The 12,091-nt window shown below is 62.0% G+C and carries 20 protein-coding genes; 8 read left to right on the forward strand and 12 right to left on the reverse strand.

Annotated elements, in window-relative coordinates; translation table 11 throughout:
- Positions 1-5 precede the first annotated feature (5 nt).
- The 3 genes from HBOR_RS13290 to HBOR_RS13300 form a co-directional block, all read right to left on the reverse strand.
- Positions 6-608 (reverse strand): uracil-DNA glycosylase, encoded by a 603-nt coding sequence (locus HBOR_RS13290; RefSeq protein ID WP_006056247.1) that lies wholly within the window; start codon positions 606-608, stop codon positions 6-8.
- 79 nt (positions 609-687) lie between these two features.
- Positions 688-1,275 carry an endonuclease dU gene (locus tag HBOR_RS13295; protein ID WP_006056246.1) on the reverse strand — a complete coding sequence of 196 codons (588 nt, stop codon included), beginning with the start codon at positions 1,273-1,275 and terminating at the stop codon, positions 688-690.
- A gap of 9 nt (positions 1,276-1,284) precedes the next feature.
- Complete coding sequence (locus HBOR_RS13300; protein WP_006056245.1) at positions 1,285-1,461, reverse strand: DUF5786 family protein; 177 nt, start codon at positions 1,459-1,461, stop codon at positions 1,285-1,287.
- 165 nt (positions 1,462-1,626) lie between these two features.
- On the opposite strand from HBOR_RS13300, the gene HBOR_RS13305 reads away from it, so the two are divergent.
- A complete protein-coding gene (locus HBOR_RS13305) occupies positions 1,627-2,253 on the forward strand; it encodes an MBL fold metallo-hydrolase (RefSeq protein WP_006056244.1) in 627 nt (208 codons plus the stop codon).
- Positions 2,254-2,329: 76 nt separating this feature from the next.
- Here HBOR_RS13305 and HBOR_RS19290 read toward each other — a convergent pair whose 3' ends face one another.
- Positions 2,330-2,479, reverse strand: a complete 150-nt coding sequence (locus HBOR_RS19290; RefSeq protein ID WP_006056243.1) for a 50S ribosomal protein L40e — start codon at positions 2,477-2,479, stop codon at positions 2,330-2,332.
- Positions 2,480-2,584: 105 nt separating this feature from the next.
- Positions 2,585-2,851 (reverse strand): thioredoxin, encoded by a 267-nt coding sequence (gene trxA, locus HBOR_RS13310; protein WP_006056242.1) that lies wholly within the window; start codon positions 2,849-2,851, stop codon positions 2,585-2,587.
- Between the two features lie 186 nt (positions 2,852-3,037).
- Between trxA and HBOR_RS13315 the strand changes: the two genes are divergently transcribed.
- The 4 genes from HBOR_RS13315 to HBOR_RS13330 all read left to right on the forward strand — a co-directional run bounded on the left by HBOR_RS13315 (position 3,038) and on the right by HBOR_RS13330 (position 4,939).
- Entirely contained in the window at positions 3,038-3,202 is a 165-nt protein-coding gene (locus tag HBOR_RS13315) for a preprotein translocase subunit Sec61beta (protein WP_006056241.1), read from the forward strand.
- A 104-nt stretch (positions 3,203-3,306) separates the two neighbouring features.
- A complete protein-coding gene (gene pdxT, locus HBOR_RS13320; RefSeq protein ID WP_006056240.1) occupies positions 3,307-3,909 on the forward strand; it encodes a pyridoxal 5'-phosphate synthase glutaminase subunit PdxT in 603 nt (200 codons plus the stop codon).
- A gap of 79 nt (positions 3,910-3,988) precedes the next feature.
- Positions 3,989-4,294 carry a phosphoribosyl-ATP diphosphatase gene (hisE, locus tag HBOR_RS13325; RefSeq protein WP_006056239.1) on the forward strand — a complete coding sequence of 102 codons (306 nt, stop codon included), beginning with the start codon at positions 3,989-3,991 and terminating at the stop codon, positions 4,292-4,294.
- A gap of 84 nt (positions 4,295-4,378) precedes the next feature.
- Positions 4,379-4,939 (forward strand): preprotein translocase subunit SecD family protein, encoded by a 561-nt coding sequence (locus HBOR_RS13330; RefSeq protein ID WP_241432411.1) that lies wholly within the window; start codon positions 4,379-4,381, stop codon positions 4,937-4,939.
- Positions 4,940-5,013: 74 nt separating this feature from the next.
- Here the strand turns inward: HBOR_RS13330 and npdG are convergent, their stop codons facing one another.
- The 5 genes from npdG to HBOR_RS13355 all read right to left on the reverse strand — a co-directional run bounded on the left by npdG (position 5,014) and on the right by HBOR_RS13355 (position 7,692).
- Complete coding sequence (gene npdG, locus HBOR_RS13335; protein ID WP_006056237.1) at positions 5,014-5,682, reverse strand: NADPH-dependent F420 reductase; 669 nt, start codon at positions 5,680-5,682, stop codon at positions 5,014-5,016.
- Positions 5,683-5,766: 84 nt separating this feature from the next.
- Positions 5,767-5,958 (reverse strand): DUF7534 family protein, encoded by a 192-nt coding sequence (locus tag HBOR_RS13340; RefSeq protein WP_006056236.1) that lies wholly within the window; start codon positions 5,956-5,958, stop codon positions 5,767-5,769.
- Positions 5,959-5,962: 4 nt separating this feature from the next.
- Positions 5,963-6,337 carry a hypothetical protein gene (locus tag HBOR_RS13345; RefSeq protein WP_006056235.1) on the reverse strand — a complete coding sequence of 125 codons (375 nt, stop codon included), beginning with the start codon at positions 6,335-6,337 and terminating at the stop codon, positions 5,963-5,965.
- A gap of 31 nt (positions 6,338-6,368) precedes the next feature.
- Positions 6,369-7,241, reverse strand: coding sequence for a TIGR01548 family HAD-type hydrolase (locus HBOR_RS13350; RefSeq protein ID WP_006056234.1), 873 nt, complete (start codon positions 7,239-7,241; stop codon positions 6,369-6,371).
- A gap of 31 nt (positions 7,242-7,272) precedes the next feature.
- Positions 7,273-7,692 carry a UPF0146 family protein gene (locus HBOR_RS13355; RefSeq protein ID WP_006056233.1) on the reverse strand — a complete coding sequence of 140 codons (420 nt, stop codon included), beginning with the start codon at positions 7,690-7,692 and terminating at the stop codon, positions 7,273-7,275.
- Positions 7,693-7,731: 39 nt separating this feature from the next.
- Here HBOR_RS13355 and HBOR_RS13360 point away from each other — a divergent pair, with 39 nt between their 5' ends.
- From HBOR_RS13360 to rtcA, 3 genes are all read left to right on the forward strand, one after another.
- On the forward strand, positions 7,732-8,253 hold the full coding sequence (locus HBOR_RS13360; protein WP_006056232.1) for an archaemetzincin family Zn-dependent metalloprotease: 522 nt from the start codon (positions 7,732-7,734) through the stop codon (positions 8,251-8,253).
- A gap of 101 nt (positions 8,254-8,354) precedes the next feature.
- Positions 8,355-8,771: a universal stress protein gene (locus HBOR_RS13365; protein WP_006056231.1), complete on the forward strand. Its 417-nt coding sequence runs from the start codon at positions 8,355-8,357 to the stop codon at positions 8,769-8,771.
- Positions 8,772-9,833, forward strand: coding sequence for an RNA 3'-terminal phosphate cyclase (gene rtcA, locus HBOR_RS13370; protein WP_006056230.1), 1,062 nt, complete (start codon positions 8,772-8,774; stop codon positions 9,831-9,833).
- Positions 9,834-9,917: 84 nt separating this feature from the next.
- Here rtcA and HBOR_RS13375 read toward each other — a convergent pair whose 3' ends face one another.
- Entirely contained in the window at positions 9,918-11,753 is a 1,836-nt protein-coding gene (locus HBOR_RS13375; protein WP_006056229.1) for a ribosome biogenesis/translation initiation ATPase RLI, read from the reverse strand.
- Positions 11,754-11,756: 3 nt separating this feature from the next.
- Entirely contained in the window at positions 11,757-12,083 is a 327-nt protein-coding gene (locus HBOR_RS13380; RefSeq protein WP_006056228.1) for an EMC6-like membrane protein, read from the reverse strand.
- Between the last annotated feature and the right edge of the window lie 8 nt (positions 12,084-12,091).

A 12,091-nucleotide genomic window follows, 5' to 3' on the forward strand; every position in this document is an offset into this window, starting at 1 on the left:
CCTCGTTAGAAATCGCCGAGACTCGACTGTCCGTCCGCGCTGTCCGCGAGACCCGAAAGATCCGCCGCTCGCGCGATAGTGTCGGAGAAGGTATCGCGTTGACTGCGGTCGTACAGCGTCGCTGCCGGATGGACGCAGATGAGGACACGTTGAAGCCGTTCACCGAGGCGGACGTCCACCACGTCGCCCGCTTCTTTCGTCACAGCAACCGAGCGGTCGAGGAGGTGTTCAGACGGGACTTTGCCGAGCGTAACAACGAGGTCGGGGTCAAGAAGCTCAAGTTCACGTTCGAGGTAACCGCGGCAGTTCCCCAACTCTGTTTTCGTCGGATCGCGGTTCTCCGGGGGGCGGCATCGGACGCAGTTCGTGATGCGAACGTCCGACCGGGCGAGACCAACGTCGCGGAGGGCATCGTCGAGTACGCTCCCCGACCGGCCCACGAACGGTTCGCCCTGTTCGTCCTCGTTCGCACCCGGCGCTTCGCCGAGGAAGACCAAATCGGCGTCGTCAGGGCCGACGCCGTTGACTATCTGACTCCGTGACTCCACGAGTTCGGGGCATCGTTCGCACTCGCGGACGCAGAGGCCATCCATCTCGTCGTCGCTCATACCGAAGAGCGGGACTGGTATGACTTATCCGCGGCGGTCCGCCGTTCCGAGTGGTCGAGTGGCGGAGCGAGCAACCGCCTCACGGTGCCTCACGGTCGCGCCACTCGCGTCCCGAGCGGGCGAGAAGCCGCGCGACACGGAGCGGTTCGGGTCGGCCACCCGTCGGTGTGTACGCGCGGACGGCACGCGCCGCCTCGTCGTCGCTTATTCCGACGGATCGGACGAACACAGTGTCGTCGCCGACAGTCACACGACGGCGCGGTGGAAGCGACTCGTACACTGCGAGTCGGGTGTCGAGTTCCTCGCCCGAAAACGCCGCTTTCAGCGCAGATCGAAGCCCGCTGCTCGACTCGAACGAGACGGAGAGAACGGGCCTGTCAACGGCGTCTGCGAGACGCCGGAGATCAACGAGGTTGAACCACGCGGGAGCGACGCCCGCGACGAATACCAGACGGACGTCTTCGCGTCCAAGGTTCGAAAAAAGTCCTCGTATAACGTCCGTTACATCGGTGCCACCGACGGTACACGTCCCGTACGCCGCGCCGTCGATGACACGGTCGGCGCGGACGACTGCGCCACAGAGCACGCTCTCCGCCTCCACCCCGTCGTCAGTGTACGACTCCGCGATGCCGAGTGCGCGCGTGCCCGACTTGACCGTCGGTGTCACGCCTGGACGTCAGTTGTCCTTGATCTCTTGCAGACGGTCCAGCAACTCTTCGTTCGACGCGCCGTTCTCGAAGTTAACCTCACCGTCGTGGTCGTTCTCCGAAGTTGCGACGCCGTCGTTTTCGTCAAGGTCTTGGTCGTAGTCTTGACTCTCTTGCTCGGACTCGTCGTAGCTCCCAAATCCCATACATACCAATATAGATGGTTCAGACGGAAAAATGATACGCAGAGATATATTTTATTCGACCCATATTATCTCGAAACATACGTCAGAAACCATCTTTGAACATCTTGCTGACATTATTATCCCAGCTCAGTGGGGATTTTTCATCACTCAGACATAGCGTGGGCTATGGAAATCGTCACGGTCACAGACGGCGCGGAACAGTTCACCTGTAACGCGTATCTCGTCCTCGGCGAACGGAACGTACTAGTCGATGCCGGGACGATGCCCGGCGTCGAAACCGTCGTCGCCGACCACACCGACGAGTTAGACGCTGTCGTTCTCACGCATCAGCATACCGACCACATCGGCGAACTCGACGCCGTACTGGATCGATTCGACGCCGACCTGTACGCGTACGGAGACCACCCGCGACGCGACGAGGCACTCGAAGACGGCGACGTACTCCAGATGGGTGAAGAGACGTTCGAGGTCGTGTACACGCCGGGGCACGCCTCCGACCACATCTCACTCGTCAGCGAGAAACGAATCTTCAGTGGCGACGTAGTCGTCTACAACGACGGCGCATTCGACAACGGGAGTTTCGGTCGGACGGATATGTCCGGTCAGTCGCGCGAACGACTCGTCGAGAGTCTCCGAACCCTTCTCGACCGGATCCCCGAAACGGTCGAAGAACTGTACGCGGGCCACGGCGACGTGTTCCGTTCAGAGTCCGGCGGCGACTCCGTACAGGACGTAATCGAGCGAGCACTCTCGCGTGCGGAGCGGCGCGAACCGAAGTATCCCGACGACTAAACGGCGACGGCGTACCGTCGTCTACTGCTAGACGCGTCGCTCGTCGGTGTGAGAGATAGAGAAAGCGGCGACCGGCTTACGCGGCGCGGCGTTCTTTCGACTTCGGTCGAAGATTCTTGTAGCCGCACTTGCGGCAACTCGTCGCACGCGCAGGGTTGCGCGCGTTACAGCGCATGCAGATCTGCTTCTCCAGCGTTCGCTTGGTCGCGGCGTCGTTGGTTGGCATACACGTCGATTCCAGAGCCGTCCGTATAACGCTTGCGAGACGCTCATGCTGGCGTCCGGGCTACACGAACGGTGAACGGGCGAGAGAACAGGAGTTATCGGTCGTTCAAGCGCCTGCTTTCTGCAGGGCGTCCTCGAGATCTTCGCGCTGGGTGACACCGACGAATCGGTCGACGATGCCGTCGTCGTTCTCGATGATGAGCGTCGGAAGCGAGCGAACCTGATACTCGTTGGCCACGTCCTGTTCTTCGTCCACGTCGACCTTCTCGAACTCGACATCCGCGTACTCCTCTTCGAGTTCGTCCAGAATCGGGTCCTGCGTCTTACACGGACCGCACCAATCGGCGTAGAAATCCTTGAGTCGAACGGTCATCGTATCCTTTCGGTTGTTACCCGTGCCCGCGCATAAGGGTTTCTTATAGAGAGTATCGTCCCTGTCAGGAGATGTCTGACCGTACCGCAGAATCAGACGGACTGGCGAACGTACGATACGCTCTATCACGCTCCACGTTCGTCCCGAGTCGAAACGTTTAGGCGAGATGGAATCGCAGTGAGATACATGAGCAGCGGACAAAACAGCGGTGGCCTCATGTCCAGTGCGGGTCTCGTTCGATATTTCGATGCCGAGGACCGCAACGCCATCCGTCTCGACCCCAAAAGCATCGTCGCGTTCGGCCTCCTGTTCGGTGTCGGCGTGCTGGTGCTGAACGTCGTCGCCTTCTGAAGCGGACGACCGAACCAGCTTTCGAGATCGAACACGCGTCCTCGTAGCGAGTGCATCGCCGTCCGAGCGGTCGCTTTTTCACCCCCGAACACTGACGGGCACGTATGATACATGCAGGCGTCGTCGCCGTGCAGGGCGACGTATCCGAACACGCTGCGGCCATTCGCCGCGCCGCGGACGCCCACGGTGAGAACGTCGATGTTGTCGAGATTCGCCAGTCCGGTCACATCCCCGACTGCGACGTACTCTTGATCCCTGGCGGCGAATCGACAGCCATCTCTCGTCTCCTCCGCCGGGAAGGAATCGACGAGGAGATACGCGACCACGTCGCCGCCGGAAAGCCCGTACTGGCGACGTGTGCGGGACTTATTGTTTCCTCCCGTGACGCGAAAGACGACCGTGTGGAGACGCTTGACCTCATAGACGTGAGCGTAGACCGCAACGCGTTCGGTCGGCAGGTAGACAGTTTCGAGGCACCGCTCGACATCGCCGGGATGGACGACCCGTTCCCGGCGGTGTTCATTCGTGCGCCTCTCATCGACGACGTAGACGACGGCGTCGAAGTGCTGGCCGAGTGGGACGGAACGCCCGTCGCCGTGCGCCAAGGCCCCGTCGTCGGCACGTCTTTCCACCCCGAGTTGACCGCCGACAGTCGCCTCCACGACTTGGCGTTCTTCGACCACGTGGAAGCCGAAGCCGCGGACTGACGCCTGAATCGAAGGTCATCGCCGCCGCGACCGATGTCGGAGTCAGAACCGTTTTCTCACGACGTTCCAACGCACACCTATGACTGATGAAGCCGATTCCGACGACGCGGTGTTAGACGCGCTGTTCTCGACTATCGAGTCGCGGAAGGCGGAGCTACCCGAGGACTCGTACACGACAACGCTGTTTACCCACGAGAAGGGCGAGAACTACGTCTTGGAGAAGATCGGTGAGGAGACGACCGAAGCGATTCTCGCGGCCAAAGACGACGAAACCGAGGAACTACTGGCTGAGAGCGCCGACTTGGTCTATCACCTCCTCGTCTTGCTCTCGATGAAGGACGCCTCGCTTGATGACCTGCGGGACGAACTCAAAGAGCGGTTCTGAACGCAACCCTCCCGGATGGCTCCGAGAGCGATACTGATCTGTGGGTTCACAAGAATTTTGTAGAGATATTCGGTAGACGGAGCTATGTCGCCCTCCAGACGCACGACACTCGGGCTGATGGGGACTGGCGTAGTCGCCCTCCTCTCGGGCTGTTCGTCGGTCACGGGACCTGACGGCGAGACGGCTACACAACCGAGTACGACGGACGAATCGAACGGCGGAGACGATTCAGCATCCGGCGACACAACGAGCGGAGCGAACACAGCCGATGGACCGACGAACTTCGAGATTCGACTGGTCGGCCCGGTCGGCACGGAGACGGACCCGACACTCTTCACCGACGCCGAAATCAAATCAGTAGGAGCGGTCGAACAGCAGCGGGATTCGTTGTACGGTCTTCCCGTCACACTCACAGACGAAGCGACGACGGAAACCAGCGAGACGCTGCAGTCCGTCGGCGTCGCGGAGAACCCCGACGAGTTCGAACTCGTCCAGCGGCACGACGGCGAGGAAGTCACCCGGTTCGAAATTTCACGAAACCTCGCGTCGAAGATAGCCGAGGGAGAGTGGGACGGAGAGTTTGTGCTGATGTTCAAGAGCCGTGAAAAGGCGGCGGAACTGCGGAAAACGCTCACCGAAGGCTGACCGGCGCGCCGCTTTCGAGTGCATCGAATCGGGGTCCGACGGCAGCACCGGAAAGCAAAAGCGCGAACAACCGATTACCGGAACCGAACGCCCAAGTCGTGCATCCCGTCGTTGTTCTGCGCGACGTTGATCAGAAGCGGCGTCACCGACTCGACTTCCGCGGCGTTGGCGATGCCGCCCGCATCGAGGGCGCGGAGACCATCAATCTCCTCTGCGAGACGGCTCACAGTGTCCTTCGCGTCGAAGTCGTCGGCGACGACGAGCGTGTCAATATCCAACTCAGCGTCTAAGTTTGCGAGTCGTCCTGCTGCGAGGTTGTGGAACGCGCCGACGACAGGGATGCCGTCGGGTGCGGCGTCAGCGACCAACTGCGTGACGCTCCCCGCTTTCGGCGGGTGGTAGTGGAAGCCGTCGTCGTCGCGTTTGACACCCGCCGCGGGCGTGACGAGCACGTCATCCTCCGACAGACTATCCTCGACGGCTTCGATGGTGTCGGCGACGTGGTACGGCGGCACCGCGAGAACCACGATGCGCGCTCTATCGGCGGCCATCTTGTTTTCGAATCCGGTCACCTTCACGTCGCGGCCGCGACTCGACAGTTCGGTTTCGTACTCGTCGGCCTTCGCACGGGCTTTCTCCGGGTCGCGCGACCCGATGACGATGTCGTGATCCGTGTGGTAGGCCCAGCGAAGGGCGAGTCCTTCACCGATGTCACCGGTCCCACCGAGGAGTGCGATTCGCATGCTATCGACTGCGGACGGGGAGGGGTAAAACGTTGTGTGACCGGGTGCCTCTGCCGAGAACGCAGCGGATGGATCCCGCCCGTATCAAGCGGACTGGAATTCGGGACCGTAGGTGACGAGAAAGGCGATCAGCGGGGCGACGATGAGCGTCCCAAGGAGGACGAGCTGTCGGATACCGACCGTCTCCGGGAGAATCGCCCAGACACCGAGACCGAGTGCGTCCACGGCGAGCATCACGAAGAGAAAGCGCGAGAGATGGTGGAGCGTGTCGCCCATACGATTACGCCCCCGTAACCCAGCGACGCGGATTCAGCCGTTGCGGGACATAGCTCGCCGCTATCCATCCCGCACCGAACGAGACGAGATTGCCGGCAAAGCCATCGAAGTTGAGAGCGCCGAGGGCCAGTCGCACGGTGAGTGTGACGGCGAAGAACACGACGAATTCGGCTGTCATGTCGCCCGGGTCGGCCGTCGGCGACGCGGCGTAGCTGAATGCACGGAACACGAGCGGAACCGATACGAGGAAGGCGACAGCGGCCAGGGCGAGTGGAACCAGCCCGGTTGGATCCGGTGCGAGAAGGAACCCAAGCGGGACCGCGACAATCAGACCGACGAGAACGGCCCAGACGAGCCGTTCGAGACGGAGGGAATCCATATATCCGACTGTGGCCGCTGTCGGCCTAAAATTACCCCTCGTCGGTGAGCAGTTCCGGCAAGTCGTTCACCGACCCAACAACAGCGGCGGCACCGACCGACTCGTACTTCTCGCGTCCCTCGTCGCCGGTCAAGCCACCGGTGAGGACGCCGACGCCGTGGTACGTGTGCTCTGGGTCTTCCTCGGCGGCGTTGACGGCGGTTCGAACGTCGTCGAGCGTGTCACCGACGAAGACGACGGACTCCGCCCCGAGGCGGTCCGCGAGCGTCGTTAAGGCGCGGGGGTTGGGTTTGCCCTCCTCCCAGTCGTCCATCGTGAACCGATGGTTCTCGGGGACGGCGAGACGGACGCGAGTCAGCGCGATATCTGCCTCGGCGGCCGGGCGTCCCGTGAGGACACCGACGCGGTGGTTCGAGGTGAGGTAATCGAGCGTCTCCCCCTCGACGATGATGGGTTCGTCGTGAATGTAGCCCGAAGCCTCGAACGGTGGCTCGGAGCCTTCGAGTTCGCGGTAGAGGTCCGCGCCAAGGTAGAGCGCTTGGAACGCGGCGCGGAGTCCCTCGGGGTCCCACGCCTCGCGGACTGCGTCGTAGTCGTCGGCATCAAGGTGTGCCTCGGTGACGGCTTCGGCGGCGTCGAGACCGCCACCCCGTTCGTGAATTCGGTCTGTGAACTCCGCGATAGAGATCGGTTCCCGGTCGTCCGCGAGAAGATAAAGCGCCGCGGCGTACGTCAGTTCCCAGTCGTTGTTGAATCCGCCTGCGTCCTTGAACTGCTGAACGTCTGATTTGTCTATCGTCCGGTCGTACAGTCGCGCTATCGACTCCACGATGGCGCGACGATACGAGTCGGCCACATCGACGAGAACGCCGTCCACATCAAGGACGACTGCGTCTGCGTGCATACCGGGAGAGAGCGATACGGAACCGTTAGCGTTACTCTTTCCGACCGGCGGGGACGACGTACAACGTCTCGGCCCCGTCGGCTATCGTCTCCGTCTCGCAGGGGACCGTCGGAGAATCAAAGCCGAGCGTCGTAAAGAGAAACTCCGCATCGACGGCGGCGGCCACATCCCGGGCGGGACGGTGAAGTTCAGGCGGCAGATTCAGCGCGTATATCGCGTCGGCATGGTACGCGGGACCGGGGTCGTCGCGGTCGCTCGCAACCACCACATCGTCCGCAACGAAGTGGAGTTCCGACGGAAGGTCAAACGAGTGAACATCGGTGACGGTCACGTCGCACCCGGCGTCCGCGAGCGCGACTGCCACCGACGGACGGCGACCGACTCCAATCTCTGTGACTGTCTCATATTGCGAAAGACGGGCAACGAGAGCGTCTCGAACTACGGTTTCCACGGCGGGATATTTATGCCACCGCCCCGCTTAACAACTTCCATGCTTGTCGACATCGTGCCTATCGGGGACCTCCCTGCGCACGTAAAGCGCGAGGCATCTGCGGCTCTCCGTGGCGTCTACGACTGCGATGTGACCGTGCATAACGAGCAGTCGATCCCCGAAGGCGCGTTCGACCGCAGCCGAAATCAGTACCGCGCAGAGCAGTTCATCGAACTTGCAAGCCGGGTCGGCAGCGGCGAGAAGAACATCGGAATCACGGCGCAGGATCTCTACTACCGCCGACGAAACTACGTCTTCGGACTCGCCTATCTCAACGGGAACGGGTCGGTCATCTCTACGTACCGCCTCCAAACGTCCTCGGACGGTGGTATCTCGACCAAGCCGCAATCGGAGGTGTTCTCGGATCGCGTCCGAAAAGAAGTCGTCCACGAAATCGGTCACACCCTCGGGCTGGAACACTGCGATAACTCGAAGTGCGTCATGTCTTTCTCACCCACTGTTCGTGAAGTAGACGTGAAAGAAGAGCATCTCTGCGGCACGTGTAGTCGCCTCGTCCACTGAACTATCGGTTACTCAGTTCGAGCGGATACCGGGCGGTCAGCTCGACGGACTACCCACAGCCACACATAAACACCTCGCCACCGTAGTACAAACGGTGAAACATGCACTACGTCGTGGCCGTCGATGGTTCGGAACCCGGGGAGAAGGCACTTGATCACGCGTTGCTGCTCACAACACGTCTCGACGCGTCGTTAACCGTCGTCTACTCTGTCGAACCCAGAGTCGTCGCCGAAGACGGCAATGACATGTATCAGGAAGACCCCGACGCCGCCGGGGACCGCGGCGACAAATTACTCGAAGCGGCCGCAGAGCGCGCCGCAGAGCAAGGCGTTCCCGTCTCGACTGCGCTTCTGTGGGGAGATCCGGCCGAGACGATTCCCTCGTACGTAGCGGAAAACGACGTTGACGGTATTATCGTCGGCCACCGCGGACTCTCCCAGCGCGTCGAAGGAATGGTCGGAAGCGTCGCCAAGAGCCTCGTCCAGAACGCCACCGTCCCCGTCACCATCGTCAGCTAGATGCTCCAGCTCGACGGGCGCGACGGTGGCGGGCAACTCGTCCGGACGGCGCTCTCGTTGTCCGCAGTCACCGGACAGGCGATCTGTATCGAGAACGTGCGCGGCGGCCGTCCGAATCCGGGACTCAAACCGCAACACGTCGCCGCCATCGAAACCGTCGGGCGGGCGACCGAGGCGACCGTTTCGGGTGTCGAAAGGGGAAGCGAGCGGTTCTCGTTCGCTCCCGAGGCGGTTCGCGGCGGCGCGTTCGCCGTCGAAGTCGGGACGGCGGGAAGTGTAGCGCTGGTTTGCGATGCCGTCGCACCACTCGCCGTCGCACTCGACCGGCCGCTGACTGTCACACTCCACGGCGGGACAGACGTGCAGTGGTCACCGCCCGTTGACTACCTCCGAGAAGTGAAGCTACCACTCCTTCGAGCGGTCGGTCTCGACGCTGAACTCGCTGTTCATCAACGAGGATTCTATCCCGTGGGTGGCGGCAGCCTCACGCTCACGATTCGCCCGTCATCACTGACAGCGCTTCGTCTCCGGCGACGCGGTCCGGTCGAACGTCTCTCCGTGTATGCTCTGGCATCCGACTCGTTAGAGTCGGCGTCGGTTGCTGAACGGTTAGCCGAGACCGTCCGCGAACGGATCGAGGATGGGTCGGAAGGAGAGGTAGTGACGGAGACAGCGGAAATCGAGACGACGGCAGAAATCGAGACGACGGCGACGTACGCCGAGACGGACTGTCCCGGCGCAGTCGTCACGCTCGTTGCGGACTGCGGCACATCGCGGGCGGGATTCGACGCTCTCGGCCGACGGGGTGTCCCGGCAGAGGACGTCGCCGAGGAGGTCGTCGATGCGTTTCGGGCGTGGCGAGCGACGGGGGCACCGGTAGACGAACACCTCGGCGATCAGCTACTCGTCTGGCTCGCGCTCGCAGGCGGTGAGGTTCGACTGCCGCACAGTACAGCCCACGTGGAGACCAACGCCGAACTGATACGCGCGTTCGAGTACGACCTGCAGGTGGACGACAGCGAGCAAGGAGTGGTGGCGTCCGCACCGTCGCCTGAGGAGTGAGCATCGAGCGTGGAGACGGCAAGTCGAAAATGAGTTCCGAACCGTCAGTTCGAGACTGACTGTTAGTTCGAGGTGGGATCGCTGTTAGTTCGAGGTGGAGTAGTAGTACTCGCCCTCGCGTTTCTGCTGGCTGTCGAGTTGCGAACCGGGTTTGTTGATGCGGGGTCGCTGGGTGCGTTCGTCGCGGCGGAACGTGATATCGAGGTCCGAGAGGAAGTCGTTCATCCCGGCGCGCATTTCCTGCGGCGTTCTGGCGTGACCTTCGACCGAGGGTTCGCCGTCGAACACCATCAGACGATCCGCGAGCAGGTCGATCATGTAGATGTCGTGGTCGATGACCATGACCGTCGCGTCGTGGTTCTCCGCGTAGCGACGGATCGCCGTCGTCGCCTGCACGCGCTGCTCCACGTCGAGGTGGGCGGACGGTTCGTCCATCACGTACAGGTCGGCGTCCTCCGAAAGCGTCGCCGCGATGGCGACGCGCTGGCGCTCCCCGCCCGACAGATCGTCGAGGTTGCGCTCCATGATGCGGTTGAGTTGGAGCGGATTGGCGACTTCAGTCTTCCAGTAAGACGTGCCGAAGTCGTCGGTGATCGAAGAGAGGAACGCGTCCACGCGCATCGGCTGGTCGATTTCGATGTACTGCGGTTTGTACGCGATGTCGAGGCGGAAGTCGAGTTCGCCCTCGTCGGGTTCGAGACCGCCAGCGAACATCTTCGCCAGCGTGGACTTCCCGATCCCGTTCGGACCGACGATGCCCAGCACTTCAGACTGGTAAATCGTGCCGGCCTCCACGTCGAGGGAGAACTCACCCTCGCCGTAGGACTTCGAAAGGTCGGGATACTCCACGAGGGGTTCGCTCTTCGTCGTCTCGCGCGGCGCGTGTTCGTGGAACGTAATCTCGTCGGGGCGAATCCGCATGTTCTCGTTCGAGAGATACCCCTTCAGATACTCGTTAATGCCATTACGGACGGATTTCGGGTCCGTGATGACACCGTACGCACCGGGTTCACCGTAGGCGATATGGAGCGTATCCGCAAGCAGGTCGAGGATAGCCAAGTCGTGTTCGACCGCAAGGACGGCTTTGTCCTCGTCCTCTGCGAGTTCGCGGATGAGTCGCGCCGCGGTGACGCGTTGGCCGATGTCGAGATACGGCGTAATCTCGTCGAGGAAGTAGAAGTCGCGGTCGCGGGCCAAGGTGGCCGCGAGGGCGACTCGCTGGAGTTCCCCGCCGGAGAGCGTGTCGAGCGGTTGGTCTACGACAGGCGCGATGCCGAGTCGTTCGACGTATTCGTCGAGTTTCCCGCGTTCGTCCGTCGCCTCCAGCAGTTCGCTCGTGATGCCATCGAACTGCTTGGGAATCTGGTCTACGTACTGCGGCTTCCGCGCGATGGAGACTTCTTCCTCGCGGACGCGTTCGATGTAGTTCTGCAGTTCCGTCCCGCGGTAGCGGTCGAGGACAGCTTCCCAAGTCGCCTCCTCGTCGTACGTGCCGAGGTTCGGCACCATCTCGCCAGCGAGAGCGCGGACTGCCGTCGTCTTCCCGATCCCGTTCGGACCGAGAATACCTGTCACTGCGCCCGGTTCGGGCACCGGGAGACCGTAGAGAGCGAAGGCGTTCTCGCCGTAGCGGTGGATCGGTTCCTCCTGCAACTCGGTCGGGAGGTTGATGATCTCAATCGCATCGAACGGACACTTCTCGACGCAGATACCGCACGTCTCGCCGAGACAGACCTCCTCGGAGATGCGAATCTGATCTGGGCCGCCGTCATACGGTTCGTCTTCCTCGAAATATTCGCCGCGCGTGACGATGCACTCTTTGCCCGTCCGGTTCGGCGGGCAGTAGTTGGCGCATTCGTAACTACAGCGGTCCGGTTGACACCGGTCGAGGTCAACGACTGCGATACTGTCGTCAGCCATAGATTACAGCTGAACACCCGACGTGAGCAGGATGCCATACGAGATGAACCACAGCGTGAACGTCATGAAGACGACGTAGATGTAATCTTTCACACCGAAGTCGCCTACGTCCACGCCGACGACGCGCAGAAGGGGGAACTGCGCGAGGACGAACGCCCCGAGGACGGCCAGCGTCTGCTGATTCGTCGCCGCCTCGGACACGGGCGTCGTCCCTAAGCCGACCACCGCGCCTGACGCCAGTGCGGCACCGATACCGGCGAGACAGGCGAGCGTGGTGACCGTGACCCCTCGAACATGATCGGAGAGGCCCGTCTGCGTTTCCGTTGCCATAGATACGA

It is taken from the genome of Halogeometricum borinquense DSM 11551, assembly GCF_000172995.2.
GTDB lineage: Archaea > Halobacteriota > Halobacteria > Halobacteriales > Haloferacaceae > Halogeometricum > Halogeometricum borinquense.

Coding starts and splice junctions, on each gene's coding strand:
- HBOR_RS13290 (WP_006056247.1), bottom strand. CDS start 608: ATGAGCGACGACGAGATGGATGGCCTCTGCGTCCGCGAGTGCGAACGA.
- HBOR_RS13300 (WP_006056245.1), bottom strand. CDS start 1,461: ATGGGATTTGGGAGCTACGACGAGTCCGAGCAAGAGAGTCAAGACTAC.
- HBOR_RS13305 (WP_006056244.1), top strand. CDS start 1,627: ATGGAAATCGTCACGGTCACAGACGGCGCGGAACAGTTCACCTGTAAC.
- HBOR_RS19290 (WP_006056243.1), bottom strand. CDS start 2,479: ATGCCAACCAACGACGCCGCGACCAAGCGAACGCTGGAGAAGCAGATC.
- trxA (WP_006056242.1), bottom strand. CDS start 2,851: ATGACCGTTCGACTCAAGGATTTCTACGCCGATTGGTGCGGTCCGTGT.
- HBOR_RS13315 (WP_006056241.1), top strand. CDS start 3,038: ATGAGCAGCGGACAAAACAGCGGTGGCCTCATGTCCAGTGCGGGTCTC.
- pdxT (WP_006056240.1), top strand. CDS start 3,307: ATGATACATGCAGGCGTCGTCGCCGTGCAGGGCGACGTATCCGAACAC.
- hisE (WP_006056239.1), top strand. CDS start 3,989: ATGACTGATGAAGCCGATTCCGACGACGCGGTGTTAGACGCGCTGTTC.
- HBOR_RS13330 (WP_241432411.1), top strand. CDS start 4,379: ATGTCGCCCTCCAGACGCACGACACTCGGGCTGATGGGGACTGGCGTA.
- npdG (WP_006056237.1), bottom strand. CDS start 5,682: ATGCGAATCGCACTCCTCGGTGGGACCGGTGACATCGGTGAAGGACTC.
- HBOR_RS13340 (WP_006056236.1), bottom strand. CDS start 5,958: ATGGGCGACACGCTCCACCATCTCTCGCGCTTTCTCTTCGTGATGCTC.
- HBOR_RS13345 (WP_006056235.1), bottom strand. CDS start 6,337: ATGGATTCCCTCCGTCTCGAACGGCTCGTCTGGGCCGTTCTCGTCGGT.
- HBOR_RS13350 (WP_006056234.1), bottom strand. CDS start 7,241: ATGCACGCAGACGCAGTCGTCCTTGATGTGGACGGCGTTCTCGTCGAT.
- HBOR_RS13360 (WP_006056232.1), top strand. CDS start 7,732: ATGCTTGTCGACATCGTGCCTATCGGGGACCTCCCTGCGCACGTAAAG.
- HBOR_RS13365 (WP_006056231.1), top strand. CDS start 8,355: ATGCACTACGTCGTGGCCGTCGATGGTTCGGAACCCGGGGAGAAGGCA.
- rtcA (WP_006056230.1), top strand. CDS start 8,772: ATGCTCCAGCTCGACGGGCGCGACGGTGGCGGGCAACTCGTCCGGACG.
- HBOR_RS13375 (WP_006056229.1), bottom strand. CDS start 11,753: ATGGCTGACGACAGTATCGCAGTCGTTGACCTCGACCGGTGTCAACCG.
- HBOR_RS13380 (WP_006056228.1), bottom strand. CDS start 12,083: ATGGCAACGGAAACGCAGACGGGCCTCTCCGATCATGTTCGAGGGGTC.